At 72.2% G+C, this 14,168-nt stretch carries 11 protein-coding genes; 6 read left to right on the forward strand and 5 right to left on the reverse strand.

Features of this window, described 5'->3' with window-relative positions:
• Positions 1–69 precede the first annotated feature (69 nt).
• Positions 70–1,260, reverse strand: coding sequence for a site-specific DNA-methyltransferase (locus AC3WSN_RS03065; RefSeq protein WP_492536239.1), 1,191 nt, complete (start codon positions 1,258–1,260; stop codon positions 70–72).
• Between the two features lie 623 nt (positions 1,261–1,883).
• Between AC3WSN_RS03065 and AC3WSN_RS03070 the strand changes: the two genes are divergently transcribed.
• The 5 genes from AC3WSN_RS03070 (at position 1,884) to AC3WSN_RS03090 (ending at position 6,356) form a co-directional block, all read left to right on the forward strand.
• On the forward strand, positions 1,884–2,195 hold the full coding sequence (locus AC3WSN_RS03070) for a septal ring lytic transglycosylase RlpA family protein (protein ID WP_373622887.1): 312 nt from the start codon (positions 1,884–1,886) through the stop codon (positions 2,193–2,195).
• A gap of 110 nt (positions 2,196–2,305) precedes the next feature.
• Positions 2,306–2,620: a polyhydroxyalkanoic acid system family protein gene (locus AC3WSN_RS03075; RefSeq protein ID WP_192708616.1), complete on the forward strand. Its 315-nt coding sequence runs from the start codon at positions 2,306–2,308 to the stop codon at positions 2,618–2,620.
• A gap of 80 nt (positions 2,621–2,700) precedes the next feature.
• Positions 2,701–2,937 (forward strand): hypothetical protein, encoded by a 237-nt coding sequence (locus AC3WSN_RS03080; protein WP_192708617.1) that lies wholly within the window; start codon positions 2,701–2,703, stop codon positions 2,935–2,937.
• A 66-nt stretch (positions 2,938–3,003) separates the two neighbouring features.
• The gene (locus tag AC3WSN_RS03085; RefSeq protein ID WP_192708618.1) at positions 3,004–4,812 is read left to right on the forward strand and encodes an ATP-binding cassette domain-containing protein; all 1,809 of its coding nucleotides are present in this window, start codon (positions 3,004–3,006) and stop codon (positions 4,810–4,812) included.
• Positions 4,813–4,856: 44 nt separating this feature from the next.
• Positions 4,857–6,356, forward strand: a complete 1,500-nt coding sequence (locus AC3WSN_RS03090) for a carboxypeptidase M32 (protein ID WP_492536242.1) — start codon at positions 4,857–4,859, stop codon at positions 6,354–6,356.
• A 207-nt stretch (positions 6,357–6,563) separates the two neighbouring features.
• Here AC3WSN_RS03090 and AC3WSN_RS03095 read toward each other — a convergent pair whose 3' ends face one another.
• Positions 6,564–10,040 (reverse strand): AAA family ATPase, encoded by a 3,477-nt coding sequence (locus tag AC3WSN_RS03095; RefSeq protein WP_492536243.1) that lies wholly within the window; start codon positions 10,038–10,040, stop codon positions 6,564–6,566.
• 22 nt (positions 10,041–10,062) lie between these two features.
• Positions 10,063–11,301 (reverse strand): metallophosphoesterase family protein, encoded by a 1,239-nt coding sequence (locus AC3WSN_RS03100; protein ID WP_492536245.1) that lies wholly within the window; start codon positions 11,299–11,301, stop codon positions 10,063–10,065.
• A 253-nt stretch (positions 11,302–11,554) separates the two neighbouring features.
• Between AC3WSN_RS03100 and AC3WSN_RS03105 the strand changes: the two genes are divergently transcribed.
• The gene (locus tag AC3WSN_RS03105) at positions 11,555–12,343 is read left to right on the forward strand and encodes an endonuclease/exonuclease/phosphatase family protein (protein ID WP_238196592.1); all 789 of its coding nucleotides are present in this window, start codon (positions 11,555–11,557) and stop codon (positions 12,341–12,343) included.
• Here AC3WSN_RS03105 and AC3WSN_RS03110 read toward each other — a convergent pair.
• Together AC3WSN_RS03110 and AC3WSN_RS03115 are read right to left on the reverse strand one after the other, a co-directional pair.
• Complete coding sequence (locus tag AC3WSN_RS03110; RefSeq protein WP_492536246.1) at positions 12,261–13,697, reverse strand: phospholipase D-like domain-containing protein; 1,437 nt, start codon at positions 13,695–13,697, stop codon at positions 12,261–12,263. The two genes, AC3WSN_RS03105 and AC3WSN_RS03110, sit on opposite strands and share 83 nt — an antisense overlap.
• Positions 13,698–13,762: 65 nt before the next feature.
• Entirely contained in the window at positions 13,763–14,083 is a 321-nt protein-coding gene (locus AC3WSN_RS03115; protein ID WP_492536248.1) for a hypothetical protein, read from the reverse strand.
• Positions 14,084–14,168: the final 85 nt, after the last annotated feature.

Consider the following 14,168-nt stretch of genomic DNA (forward strand, 5'->3'; position numbering starts at 1 on the left):
TGCAGCGCGACGTCCGACATCGTCGCGCCGACCAAATTGCTTGACTGCGCTCGCAAAGACGGCGGCGTTTCAGCCGTTCGCCATCGCCTGCCGGAGGCCGGCCCGGTAGGTGTCGATCACCACCGGCTTGCCGCCGCGCTCCACGTGCCAGAAGGTCCAGCCGTTGCAGGCGGGGAGCCCTTGGACCAGGGCACCGATCTTGTGGATCGAGCCGATGACGAGACCGTTGTCGAGCTGGCCATCCGGGCGCACCGTGGCGCGGAAGCGGCGGCGCTCGTCGGTCACGATCTCCCCGGGCCGGATGTGGCCGGCCTCGATCACCGACAGGAACGGCACCCGCGGCTCGGCGCGCTTGGTCGGCGCGACCATAAGGGCGGCCTTCGACAGGGTCTCGACGGCGGCGATCCGCTCACGAGCGGCCTCCGCGTAGACCGGCTCGCGCTCGATGCCGATGAAACGGCGGCCGAGGCGCTTGGCGACGGCGCCGGTCGTTCCGGTGCCGAAGAACGGGTCGAGCACCACGTCGCCGGGGTTGGTCGCCGCCAGCAGCGTCCGGGCGAGCAGGGCCTCGGGCTTCTGCGTCGGGTGGACCTTATGCCCCGCCGAATCCTTCAGGCGCTCCTCGCCGGTGCAGAGGGGGATGAACCAGTCGGAGCGCATCTGGAGGTCTTCGTTCCCCCCTTTGAGCGCCTCGTAATGGAAGGTGTAGCCCTTCGACTCCGCCGAGCGCGAGGCCCAGATCAGGGTCTCGTGGGCGTTGGTGAAGCGCTTGCCGCGGAAGTTCGGCATCGGGTTGGCTTTGCGCCAGACGATGTCGTTGAGGATCCAGTAACCGAGATCCTGCAACGCGCTCCCGACGCGGAAGATGTTGTGGTAAGACCCGATCACCCAGAGGGTCGCGTTCGGCTTCATCACGCGGCGGCAGGCCGCGAGCCAGTCCCGGGTGAAGGCGTCGTAGGCCTCGAAGGTGGCGAATTTGTCCCAGTCATCGTCGACGGCGTCGACGCGGCTCTGGTCCGGGCGCAGCAGGCCGGCGTCGCCGAGCTGCAGGTTGTAGGGCGGGTCGGCGAACACGCAGTCGACGCTCGACGCCGGCAGGGCGTTCATGGCCGCGATGCAATCCCCGACGAGAACCTGGTCGAGGGGTAGGGAACGCTGGGCGGGTACGAGACCCATCCGTGGCGCCGACGCGGGCCGCCCGGCACGCGAGACCTGTTTCCGGGCGACGGCGTCGGCAGCCACGGTACGCGGGGAAGCCATGGCAAACACCGGTTACGCGACTGACCGGCAGACCATGCCTCCGGTACGGTAAAGGTCGCGTTGTCGATTTTGCCCGCGATGCGTCCCGTTCTGGGGCTGCAATTTTTGCCGGGCGCGGATCAGGCCGGGCACCGCACTGATTAAGCAAGGGTTACCGGTCTCATTCCGGGCATTCACGGCCAGGCGAAACCAGGATTCGCCTTCCGGTCGGTCGGCCGTCGCGTGGGCTATCCTTGCCGAAGCGCCTCGCATGATCGGTGACAGCCATCGGCTTTGCTCGTGTCCTCCGGGTCCAGCCCAGCGGGAGGCAGGGTCACAGTCAGCGCAGGGCTTAGGAATCCGTGCCCATCTACCGCCTTTCCGTCTGGCCGCGAGAGATCTTGCACAATACATCGCTCGACTGGCCTATGTGTATTTCAAAGATCAGACGGAAATAATCCGAAATAAACACCTATGTAATGAGAATGACCAGGAAAAAACCGGCCAAAATGTGACCTCGGCAGTACGCGAACACCTGCCATATTCCGGCCGATTTCCCACACGACTGGCGCCGCCCCGACAAAAACAAAGGGAATGCGTTGAGAATGTCGTTTGGTTTCGGAAAGTTCGTCGTCTCGCTTGGAATGCTGACCACCGTCCTCGGAACGAGCCTCCCGGCCACCGCGCAGAGCGGAGCGGCCTCTTGGTACGGCAGCGGGCACCGCACCGCGAACGGCGAGCACTTCAACCCCAACGGACTGACCGCCGCCCATCGCAGCCTGCCCTTTGGAACCCGGGTCCGCGTCGAGAACAAGCGGACCGGCCGCTCGGTCGTGGTGCGCATCAACGACCGCGGTCCGTTCGTGCGCGGCCGTATCATCGACCTGTCGCGAGGCTCGGCCCGCGCCCTCGGCATGGGCGGCACGACCTACGTCTCCCTGCAGGTCCTGAACTAACGTCGCAGACCTTCGGCCGCCCGGCTCCGAAGGGGCAGGGCGGCTCCGGGCGTTGTCGGCGACGATGCAAGGCCCCATCTGCAGCCGGGTTCAAATCGGATCAGCTGCCCATGCCCAAGCCCCTCATCGTCGATATCCCGCACGACCTCGGCCGCGACGAGGCCAAGCGGCGCCTCGAGCAGGGCACCGAGCAGGCGCGGGCCTTCCTGGCCAAGAGCGGCATTGCCGTCGACCAACTGGCCTGGACGGGTGACCGGCTCGATTTCGGCGTGTCGGCGCTCGCACAGAACGTCGCCGGCACCATCGATGTCGGCGCGGAGAGCGTGCGCCTTGAGGTGAAGCTGCCGTTCCTGCTCGCCCTGTTCGCCGAGAAGATCCAGAAGGTAGCGAGCAAGGAAGGCAACCTGCTGCTCACCAAGAAGTAGCCGTCCGGAACCGGAGGGGCGGGACCTCGTTTCCGCCCGAACGGTGCAGGAACGCACCGTCGGCCATCCGGAGGAACACCGTGTCCCAGTTCACGCTCGCCGACCCGGGGCAGGTCCCCGAGGTGCCGCCGCAGCCGGCTCCGGCACCCGACCGGCCCTACGACCCGCCGCAGGCGCCGACGCAGCCGCCGGGACCGGAGATCCCCGGCAATACGCCCGCCGAGGCGCCGGGCATCCAGCCGCCCGAGATCCCCGTCAACGATCCCGGCGCTCCGGAGATCAGCCCGCCCACGGGGCCGGCCAACCCGATCGCCTGACCGGGAGAAGCCCCTTCGGAGCGGCAGCGTTTGAACCGGCCGCCCGGCGCTGCCATAAGCCGGCCCATGGCCGCTCCACCGCTTCTCACCCTTCAGGACGTCGCGCTCACCTTCGGCGGCACGCCGCTGATCACCCGCGCCGACCTCACCATCGCGCCGGGCGAGCGCACCTGCCTTGTCGGGCGGAACGGGTCCGGCAAGTCGACGCTGATGAAGATCGCCGCGGGCCTCGTGGAGCCCGACAAGGGCCGCCGCTTCGTCCAGCCCGGCACGACGATCCGGTATCTCGCGCAGGAGCCGGACTTCTCGGGCTTCGCGACCACGCTCGAATTCGTCGAGGCCGGGCTTCCGCCGGGCGAATCCACCCACCGCGCCCGCTACCTGCTGGAGAGCCTCGGGCTCACCGGCGCGGAGGATCCGACCAAGCTGTCTGGCGGCGAGGGCCGGCGCACCGCGCTAGCCCAGGCGCTCGCGCCCGAGCCCGACGTGCTGCTCCTCGACGAGCCCACCAACCACCTCGATCTGCCGGCGATCGAGTGGCTCGAATCGGAGCTGAAGGGCACCCGCGCGGCCCTGGTCCTAATCAGCCACGACCGCCGCTTCCTGTCGGCCCTGTCGCGGGCCACGATCTGGCTCGACCGCGGCGAGACCCGGCGGATCGACCAAGGCTTCTCGGGCTTCGAGGCGTGGCGCGACGCGTTCTTCGAGGAGGAGGAGCGCGACCAGCACAAGCTCGACCGCAAGATCGCCGCCGAGGAGCACTGGCTGCGCTACGGCGTCACCGCCCGGCGCAAGCGCAACGTCCGCCGGCTCGGCAACCTGCACGAGCTGCGCAAGAACCGCCGCGAGGTGCGCCGTCCGGTGGGCAGCGTCAGCATGCAGGCCTCGGACGCGGAATCCTCGGGCAGCCTCGTGGTCGAGGCCCGCGACATCGCGAAATCCTACGGCGACCGGCCGATCGTCGACGGCCTGTCCCTGCGGGTGATGCGCGGCGACCGGCTCGGCATCGTCGGCGCCAACGGCGCCGGCAAGTCAACGCTGATCAACCTGCTAATGGGCCGGCTCGCGCCCGATTCGGGGCAGATCGTCCTCGGCACCAACCTCCTGCCGGTGGTGCTCGATCAGGCCCGCGCGGTTCTGGAACCCGGCATGACCGTCACCGACGTGCTCACCGGCGGACGGGGTGACAGCGTCACGGTGAACGGCCAGAGCCGCCACGTGATCGGCTACCTCAAGGACTTCCTGTTCGCCCCCGAGCAGGCGCGCACGCCGGTCTCGGTCCTGTCGGGCGGCGAGCGCAACCGGCTGCTGATCGCCCGCGCGCTGGCGCAGCCCGCCAACCTGCTGGTCCTCGACGAGCCGACCAACGACCTCGATCTTGAGACCCTCGACCTGCTCCAGGAGATGCTGGGCGACTACCAGGGCACGCTGATCCTGGTCAGCCACGACCGCGACTTCCTCGACCGGGTGGTCGGCAGCGTGCTGGTGTCCGAGGGGGCGGGCCGCTGGGTCGAGTATGCCGGCGGCTACAGCGACATGCTGATCCAGCGCGGGCAGGGGGTCGAGGCGCGCACGGTCGCGCCGAAGGCCAAGGAGCCCCGGGAAACCAAGGCGCGCACCGGGACGGCTGCCGCGCCGGCCGGCAAGCCCAAGCTCGGCTTCAACGAGCAGCACGAGCTGAAGACGCTGCCGGCCCGGATGCAGAAGCTGGAGGCGGCGATCGGCCAGCTCAAGACGATCCTGGCCGACCCCGACCTCTACGCCCGCGATCCCGCCCGCTTCGACAAGGCTTCGTCCATGCTGGCGCAGGCCGAGACCGAGCTGTCGCAGGCGGAGGACCGCTGGCTGGAGCTGGAGATGCTGCAGGCGGGGTGAGCGCCGCCGGCAGCCGCGAGACATACCCAGGGACCGGAGACCGCATGACCGCCTACCAGACCCTCGAACAGCGCTTCGCCCGGCTCGCGGCCCTCGAAGGCGCCGCCGGGATCCTCGGCTGGGACGCGCAGACGCTGATGCCCGACGGCGCCGCCGAGGCAAGGGGCGACCAGCTCGCGATCCTGCGCGGGCTGGCGCACGAGATCCTGACGGCGCCCGAAGCGGCCGAGGACCTGGCGGCCGCCGAGCGGGCGAGCGGCCTCGAATCCTGGCCGGCCGCCAACCTGCGCGAGATGCGCCGCGCCCAGGCCCATGCCACGGCCGTCCCCCGCGACCTCGTGGAGGCGAGCTCCCGCGCGGTGTCCCGCTCCGAGATGGTCTGGCGCGAGGCGCGGCGGGACGCGGATTTCGCCAGGCTCGAGCCGCACCTCGCCGAGGTGCTGCGGCTCCAGCGGGAGATCGGACAGGCCAAGGGCGCGGCTCTCGGGCTCGATCCCTACGACGCGCTGCTCGACAGCTACGATCCCGGGATGCGCCGGGCGGTGATCGATCCGCTGTTCGCGGATCTGACCAGCTGGCTGCCGGCGCTGATCGCCCGCGCCCGGGAGATCCAGGCCGCCCGCCCGGCGCCGCTGCCGCTGACCGGCCCGTTCGACGTGGCGGTCCAGCGCGAGCTCGGCCTCAAGCTCATGGAGGCGGTGGGTTTCGACTTCAATCGAGGCCGGCTCGACATCAGCCTGCACCCGTTCTGCGGCGGCGCCACCGACGACGTGCGGATCACCACCCGCTACGACGCCGCCGATTTCGGCCGCGCCCTGATGGGCGTGCTGCACGAGACCGGGCACGCCCTCTACGAGCAGGGCCGGCCGGCAGCTTGGCGGCACCAGCCGGTCGGCGCGGCCCGGGGCATGAGCCTGCACGAGAGCCAGTCGCTGATCATCGAGATGCAGGCCTGCCGCAGCCGGGAGTTCTTCACCTTCCTGGCGCCCTTGCTGCGCGCGGCGTTCGGCCGGTCCGGGCCGGAATGGTCGCCCGAGAACCTGCACGCGCTCAACACCCGGGTCGCTCCGGGCTTCATCCGGGTCGATGCCGACGAGGCGACCTACCCGGCCCATATCCTGCTGCGCTACCGCCTGGAGACCGCGATGATCGCGGGCGACCTCGCGGTGCGGGATCTGCCGGGCGCCTTCAACGATGGCCTGCGGGAGTTGCTGGGCCTGACCGTGCCGAACGACCGGGCGGGCTGCCTGCAGGACATCCACTGGCCGAGCGGCGCCTTCGGCTACTTCCCGACCTATACGCTCGGCGCCATGGCGGCGGCGCAGCTGTTCCGGGCCGCGCGGTCGGCCGAGCCGGCGCTTCCGGGCTGCCTGGCAGAGGGCGATTTCGGGCCTCTGCGCGGTTGGCTGCGGAGCAACGTGCACGAAGTCGGCTCTCTGCTCGGCACCGACGATCTGCTCACCCGCGCCACGGGCGCGCCGCTCGGCACCGCCTCGTTCCGGGCGCATCTGGAAGCGCGGTATCTCGGGAACGCGCGAGGCTGACCGGGCTCTCGAAGACAGGGCATCGCCGGCCACCACGTCATCCCGGGGCCGCGCAGCGGAGCCCGGGATCCAGAGCCGCAGACGGTGCCCGGATCGCCGACCGTTGCGGATCTGGATCCCGGGCCCTGCTGCGCAGTCCCGGAATGACGGTGTGGATACGCGCTCCCGACCTGTGAGGCCGCCATGGGCCGACCGCCCCGCGAGCCGCTACAGCGCCACCACGTCCACCGCCGCGCCGAGCCGGTCGCGGGCGATGTCGGCGACGTGGCGGTGATGCGTGAACAGGATCGGCTGAACCCGCTCCCCGATCGCCGCCAGTGCGTCGAGGCCGTGGCCGGTGCGCACCTCGTCGAAGGTCGAGAACAGATCGTCGCCGATGAACGGTGCCGGCTCGGCGCGGCCGGCGTAATCTTCCAGATAGGCCAGCCGCAGGGCGAGATAGAGCTGGTCGCGGGTGCCCTCGCTCATCCCCTCGATCGGCACCAGCCCGCCGCCCGCCCGCTGCCCCGCGAGCCGCGGCGTGTCGGCCTCGTCGTAGGTCTGGGCGAGCCCGGAGAAGCCGCCGCCCGTCATGGCGCAGAACAGGGCACCGGCGCGCGCCAGCAGCGGATCCTGCTGACCGGCGCGGTGGCGGGCGACCGCCTGCCCGAGCATCAGCCCGGCGAGACGCAGGACAGCCCAGGAGCGGGCCGCGGCCTGCAAATCCGCCTCTGCGGCCTTGCGCTCGGCGAGCGCCAGCTCGGCGCCGGTTCCGCCTTCCAGCTCGGCCCGGCGCCGCTCGGCACGGTCGCGGTCGGCGAAGATGACCTGGCCGCGCTCCGCCTGCTCCTCCGCCTCCAGGGCGAGCCGGGCCAGCTCAGCCTCGATCGCCTCCGGCGGGAGCGCTTCGAGGCCGACGCGGAGCTCGGCCTCCGGGAGTCCGTCAGCGGCGCCCGCGAGGCTGCCGCGCAGGCGCAGGAGCTCGGCGCGCAGGCTCTCGCGGGCGCTCAGGCGGCCGAACAGGGCCTCGATCTCGGGCATCGGCGCCTCGGCCCGGTCCGGCATCGCGGCGGCGACCGCGCGGCTCAGCGCCGCCCGAGCCGCCGCGTGCAAGTCGGCCGCCGCGCGGCTCGCCGCCGCAGCCTCGTCGCGCCGGCGGTCCAGCTCGGCGCGCCGCGCCTCCCGGGCCTGCGCGGCGACGAGGCGCGCGTGCAGGGTGCGGATCGCGGTCGTCGCCGGCGTGTCGGCGAGGTCCGGCGCCAGCGCCTCGATCAGGGCCGCCGCGCCGACCCGGAACGCCTCCATGTCGCGCCGGATCCCGGTCGCCCGGCGGTTCAGGGCGGCGCGCTCCGAGAGCCGGTCGGGCACCGTGCGCCACGCCTCCAGGGCACCCTCCGCCTCCTCGGGCCGGCTCGTGGCGGCGAGGCCCAGCGGCTGCAGGGCCGAGGCCCATTCGGTCTGCCACGCGGCGCGCCGCGTCGCGGTCTCGGCGCGGGCCGCGTCCAGCCGGGCGCAGGCGGCCCAGGCCGCGCGGAGCAGGCCGCCGGTCTGAAGGTTCGCCTCCCAGCGGCTCGCCAGCGTCGCCACCCGCGCCTCCAGGCGTTCGAGGGCCGGGCCGACCTCAAGCTCCGGCGCGGGATCGAGCCCGGAGCGGGCGTACAGATCCGCCAGCGGCGACCGGGCGGCCTCGATCCGCGCCGCCAGCCGCTCCCGCTCGATCCGCTGCTCGGCCAGCCGCTGCTCGGCCTCGATCAGGTTCTCCGTCTCGGCGAGCCACGCCGCCATCTCGACGGGCGGCCCCGGCTCGATCCCGGCGGGAAGCCAGGCCGCGTGCCACGCCACCTCGCCGGCTGCGATATCGGCCGTGATGCCGGCCAGGATGTCCTGCGCGGCGGTGGCCTCCGCCTCCTCGGCGGCGAGGCGGTCCTGGTCGGCGGCATGGGCCGCGACCCGCGCCGCGTCGCTGGCGCGCTCGTCGGCGAGCCGGTCCGCTTCGAGGACAGCCCGCTCGTAAGCGGCGATCTCGGCGAGTGCCGCTGTCTTTCCCGCCCCCAGGGCGTCCCGTAGCGGCGCGAACGCCGCGTCTCGGGACGCCCGCGCTCCATCCAGCCGCTCCCGCGTGGCGATCGGCCGGCCGGCCTCGCGCGCGCGCAGCCTGTCCCGGGTCGCGGCGGCTTGGCGCAACGCTGTCTCGTGCCGGTCGACGGCGCGCTCCCGCTCGCGATGTCGTCCGTCGAGGAGGGCGCGGAAGCGGGCGACCGCCTCCGGCGCGGGCAGCGGCATCCGGACGAGGGCGGCGGTGTCCGGGACGGGCGGTGACAGCCGGGCCGCCTGATTGCGCAGCAGCGCCGTCTCCCGCCGGATCGCGCCACCGAGCGTTTCGTGGGCGGCGATCCACTCGTGCAGGCGGGCAAGCGGCTTCAGCGCCTCGCGCAGCGGCGTCGGATCGTGCGTCGCGCCCGCGGCTTCGATCTCGCCCGCCAGCCGGTCCCGTTCGGACAGGGCCACGGCGTGGTCGCGGGCGATCTGATCCTCGGCCGCCGACAGTGTCCGATGCGCGCGAATCAGCCCCTCGATCCGGGCCCGGGCGGCATCGGTCGGCTGGGCCGATTCGAGCGCCGCCAGATCGGCGGCACCGATCCGGGCGCGCAATCGCTCCAGGTCCAGCCCGACCTTGTGGGCATCGCCCTCGATCCGGGGCAGGTCCGTCCCGCCCTTCTCGTACTCCTTGGTGCCGCTGAAGGCCGCGAGGATCTCGTCGGCCCGGAGCGTCAGCCCCGGCTCGACCGGCACGGCCTCGGCCTCCGTCCGGGCCTGGGCCAGGACGGTGTCGGCCCGAGTCGCCTCGGCCTCCGCCGTCCGGCAGCGATCGAGGGCGCCGCCGAGGCGCTCGATCCAGGCCGGATCCGCGTCGACGAGGCCGTCCTCGGCCGTGATGCGCTGCTCCAGCGCATCGATCTCCGCGACGATCGGCCGGACGCGCTTGAGCCGCTCCAGGCGGGCGCGCTCGACGGCCATGGCCCTCTGCTCGGCCCGGAGCGCGTCGAGCTGGTCGGCCGCGGCCGCGATCTCGTCGTTCAGCGCGCGCCAGTCGCCCGCGCGCAGGCCCTTCTCGCGGATCGCCTTGCGGGCGGTGTCGTGGCGTTCCAGCGCCTGATAGAAGGTCCGGTGCTTGGCCTGGCGCGGTGCGAAGATGCCCTCCGCTTCGGTGTCGAGGGCGGTCTGCAGGTCCGTGAGGCCGCGCAGGCCGGAGCCCGCCGCGAACAGGCTCGCGCCGACTTCGCCCTCCACGTCAACCATCTCGCGCCCGCCCGCCCGCAGGCTCTGCGCGTCGAGGCCGAAGGCGCGGCAGAAGGCCGACCGCGACAGGCCGCCGAGGAACGGCGCGAGGGCGTCGTCGGGCAGGGGCGCATCGTCCGCATCGATCAGCGTGCGGCTGTTGCCCTTGCGGCGGCGGAAGCTCAGCCGGCGGCCGTCGGCGGCGGCGATCTCCGCGCCGAGGCGCAGCTGCGGCATGTCGTGCAGGAAGGCGTAGCGCGTGGATTTCTCGAAGCCGAACAGCAGGTCGGTGACGGCCGCGAGCGCCGTGCTCTTGCCGGCCTCGTTGGCTCCGAGCACGACGTGCAGCCGCGCGTCGGGGCGGAACGCGATCGCGCGGTCCGTGAAGGCGCCGTAGCGCTCGAGGGCGAGGCGGATCAGACGCATCGGATGTTCCTGGGCGCTCCGCTCAGCAATGCCGGCCGACGAGGCGGCCGAGGATCAAGGCCTCGGCCTCGGCGCAGAGGGCGTCGAACTCGTCTTCCAGACCCGCCTCGGCGGCGACCGCGGTCGGCATCCGGCCGCCGATCTCGGCCAGGGCCGCCTTGGCCCGCGTCCGGAAATCGGGATCGCGGTCGATGTCGGCGAGCAGCGCGGCGGGGTCGATCGCGGTGCCGGACGTTTCTATCGGCGCGCGGGGCCGATGCGTCTCGATCTTGAGGCGCTCAAGCCACAGATCCTCGTGCAGCCGGTGTGCGGCGGCCTGAATCTCGGCCGTGAGCGACTCCCGGTCGGCCGCCAGCGCGTCGTGGGCCGGCGTCGTGCCGGTGAGGTGGACGCGCACGAGGACGAGCCGGGTGGCGGCGAGGGCGGCGAACGGCCGGAGCGCCGCCTCCACGGCCTCGAGCGCCGCGCGGGGATCCGCCGCCTGAGCGAGATCCACCGAGACCTGCTCGAATCGGGCGCGGTCGAGGGCGAGGCGCTGGAGGCCGGTCACGCGGCTGTCGGCGACCTCGACCACCACGGCGCCCTTCTCGCCGCGCTCGCGGATGCTGCGGCCCTGGAGGTTGCCGGGGAACACGATCCAGGGATCCCGGGACAGCTCCGCGTATTCGTGGATGTGGCCGAGCGCCCAGTACTCGTAGCCGCGTGCCGCGAGGTCGGCGACCGAGCACGGGGCGTAGGTCTCGTGGGCCGCGTGGCCGGTGCAGGAGGTGTGAAGGATGCCGAGGTTGAACCAGCCCGGCAGGGCGGCCGGGTAGGTCAGGGACAGGTTCTCCTCGACGGCCCGGCCCTGGAAGCTCCGGCCGTGCAGGGCGACCCGCAGCCCCTCCAGGCGGAACGTCCCGGCGCGGTTGGCGGGGAAGACGTGGACCGAGGGCGGCAGGGTGATCGAGCGGGTGATCACGCTCTCGGCATCGTGGTTGCCGCGCACCAGGATCGTCGGGATGCCGGCGCGGTCGAGGCGGGAGACCTGCCGGGCGAAGAACAGGCCGATGGTGTTGTCGGCCCAGTCGCCGTCGTAGATGTCGCCGGCCACGACCACGAAGGCGACCGACCGCTCGATCGCCTGGGTGACCAGATCCTCGAAGGCCTGCCGGCCGGCCGTGGCGAGGCGCCGGGCCAGGTCGGCATCGCGGGCGGCGAGCCCCGACAGGGGGCTGCCGAGATGCAGGTCCGCCGCATGGATGAAGCTGAAGCCCGTCATCGATGTCCCAGGGGATCGTGGCGCGTCCGGAACGGAGGCCGGCCCGGGCAGGCCGGCCAGCATCGCGTGCCGGCTCTTAGGCCGCCGGCAGGGGTAGCCTCAAGCGGCCTTCGTCGCCGGCCTGTGGGATATGCCGGATGAGCCCCGCCGCGTCGGGCCGATTGGCGCACGGGCCGTCGAACGACGGAGCCGCGCGCGCGTTACAGCGTGGCGGTGGCGGGAGAGCCGCGTGATGAGAGGCAAGTCCGGCCCCATGAACATCGCTGCACGCCCCCCGGCCCGGCCCGGCCTGACCGCGGCTCCCGATCTGCCGCTCCGGCCGGCGGCCCGCGGGCACGCGCCGTTCAAGATCGTGAGCTGGAACCTCCTGCGCCGCACCGGCGCCGCTGTCGATGACGTGGCGGCCCTGATCGCCCAGGAGAAGCCGGATCTGCTGCTGATGCAGGAGGCGACCCGCGCCATCGGCTTCCTGCTGGACCGGATCGGAGGCCACTATGCCTGGGCACCTCTTCCGGGGCGGATCCACGGGCTCGCCATGTGGAGCCCCGAACCCTGGCCGGCGCCGCCGCGGGTGATCACGCTGCCCTCCGGCGCCCTGGTGCACCGGGTCTGCCAGATCCTCGACCTCGGCGAGTTCGGCGTGGCCAATGTCCATCTGTCGCACGGGCAGATGCTGAACCGCCGCCAGCTCCGCCGCATCGTCACCGAGTTGCCACCGCGCGCCGCCGTGCTCGGCGACTACAACATCGTCGGTCCGGCGCTGATCCCGGGCTTCCGCGACGTCGGTCCCCGCCGGCCGACCCACGCGATGGTGGACGTTCTGCCGCTGCGGCTCGACCGGTGCCTCGCCCGCGGCCTCATCTGCCACGCGCACGACGTGCTGCCCCGCGGACCGTCCGATCACCGGCCAATCGTCGTCCATCTCGGGCCGGCGCCGGAGGCGCACGCGCCCGGCCGCTTCAAAGGTATGGCAGCAGCAGTCGCACGCCTGCGTCGCGCAGACGGATCGGCAGGACGCGGGCGGCGAGGTCCTCCCGGCTGAGACGCGCCTCCATCTTGCCGCGCATGAACCGGTCGAGCTCGGCGGCCAGCTCCGCGTCGATGATCTCGACGTTCAGCTCGAAGTTGAGCCGGAAGCTGCGCATGTCCCAGTTGGCGCTGCCGACGAAGCACCAGATGTCGTCGACCACCATCGCCTTCGAGTGATCGAACGGCGGCTCGTCGAGCCAGACCCGCACGCCGGCCCGGAGCAGCGGGTCGAGATGGGCCCGGGTCGCCCAGTCGATGAACGGGTGGTCGCTGACCCGCGGGATGATGACGTCGACGGTGATCCCGCGGGTCGCGGCCTGCGCCAGGGCGCCGGTCACCAGCTCGTCGGGCAGGAAGTACGGCGTCACGAACCGGACCGTCTTGCGGGCGCAGGCCAGCGCCTGGAGGATGACCTGCTCGATCTTCTCCACGTCGGCGTCCGGGCCCGACGTGACCGCGCGGGCGACGCTGGAGCCGGCCGGCTCCAGATCGGCGAACCAGGGCTCGGCATCGAGATTCTCGCCGGCCACGAAGGCCCAGTCGGCCGCGAAGGCGACGGCGAGCTGCTCGACGACGGGGCCGGTCAGCCGGAAATGGGTGTCGCGGATCGGGTGCTCGGGCTTCAGGGCGACGCGGTTCGGCTGCGAGATGTTGAGGCCGCCTGTGAAGGCGACGCGCCCGTCGACGATCAGCAGCTTCTTGTGCGAGCGCAGGTTGAGGAACGGCATCCGCCAGGGCAGGGCGGAGTGCATGAACAGGGCCGCCGGCACCCCGGCGGCGGTCAGGCGGTGGTAGGCGGGCGCCCGGAAATAGCCGCCGCCGATCCCGTCGATGATGACCCGGACGCTCACGCCGCGCGCCTTGGCCTCCACCAGCGCGTCGCAGAACTCGCGGCCGGTCGGGTCGTCCCGGAAGATGTAGCTCGACAGGGCGATGCTCGCCCGCGCCTCCCGGATGGCGGCCAGCATGACGGGATAGGCCGCGTCGCCGTTGCGGAACATCTGGACGGCATTGCCCGCGAAGGCCGGGAGGCCGGTGATCCGCCGGATCGCGCGGTCCAGAGGCCAGAGCGTCTCGGGTACCACCTCGTCGTCGGTGTCGGGCAGTTTCGTCGCGTCGGAGGGCTTGGTCCGGAGCCGCCGGGCGCGGCGCGAGACGCGATTGATGCCGAAGGTCAGGTACAGGGCGGTGCCGAAGATCGGCGACAGCCAGGCGAGCCCGATCCATCCGACCGCCACGCTCACCCGCCGCTTGCGCAGCAGGGCGTGCAGGGTCACGCCGATCGCGAGCGCGAAGCCGATGAGCGCCTCCACGTCCGACCGCAGCAGGGCGGTCGACTGGACCCATCGAGTGAGCGCGTTGTCCAAGGTCTCGGCATCCGGTTCGCGTGAAGTGGCGCCGGATATACCCGAAAGATGCGCGGCGGCGCGGATTAATCGGCCGGCTTGGCCGGGGAGGCAATGGGTGACGCGACGGGCCCGACCACCGGCCGCTCGCAGCGATAGGGCCCGCTCCCGTCGAGGGCCGCGTACAGCACGCGGCCGCCGGATTCGATGCAGCGTGCCTTCGCCTCGGCGTAGGGCCGGTGGAAGCTCCAGATGGTGATCATCGGCCCTATCGTGGCGAAGCAGATGCCGCCGAACACCAGGGCGGCCGCCCAGGTGGCGCCGTTCCGATCGGGGCGCTGCGGCCGAGGGGGCGGCATCGCGCCGTAGAAAGCGAGCGTCAGACCGAACAGGTCGATGGTGCTCATCAGCCGTTCCGCATTGGGGCGCCGAACCCGGCAGGACCGGGCGTATGGTCAATCCTAGGGCAGGACGGCGCCATAACCTACGCGA

It is taken from the genome of Methylobacterium sp. FW102-HT35C08 (genome assembly GCF_058790235.1).

Coding starts and splice junctions, on each gene's coding strand:
- AC3WSN_RS03075 (WP_192708616.1), top strand. CDS start 2,306: ATGCCCAAGCCCCTCATCGTCGATATCCCGCACGACCTCGGCCGCGAC.
- AC3WSN_RS03105 (WP_238196592.1), top strand. CDS start 11,555: ATGAACATCGCTGCACGCCCCCCGGCCCGGCCCGGCCTGACCGCGGCT.
- AC3WSN_RS03115 (WP_492536248.1), bottom strand. CDS start 14,083: ATGAGCACCATCGACCTGTTCGGTCTGACGCTCGCTTTCTACGGCGCG.
- AC3WSN_RS03065 (WP_492536239.1), bottom strand. CDS start 1,260: ATGGCTTCCCCGCGTACCGTGGCTGCCGACGCCGTCGCCCGGAAACAG.
- AC3WSN_RS03090 (WP_492536242.1), top strand. CDS start 4,857: ATGACCGCCTACCAGACCCTCGAACAGCGCTTCGCCCGGCTCGCGGCC.
- AC3WSN_RS03100 (WP_492536245.1), bottom strand. CDS start 11,301: ATGACGGGCTTCAGCTTCATCCATGCGGCGGACCTGCATCTCGGCAGC.
- AC3WSN_RS03085 (WP_192708618.1), top strand. CDS start 3,004: ATGGCCGCTCCACCGCTTCTCACCCTTCAGGACGTCGCGCTCACCTTC.
- AC3WSN_RS03095 (WP_492536243.1), bottom strand. CDS start 10,040: ATGCGTCTGATCCGCCTCGCCCTCGAGCGCTACGGCGCCTTCACGGAC.
- AC3WSN_RS03070 (WP_373622887.1), top strand. CDS start 1,884: ATGCTGACCACCGTCCTCGGAACGAGCCTCCCGGCCACCGCGCAGAGC.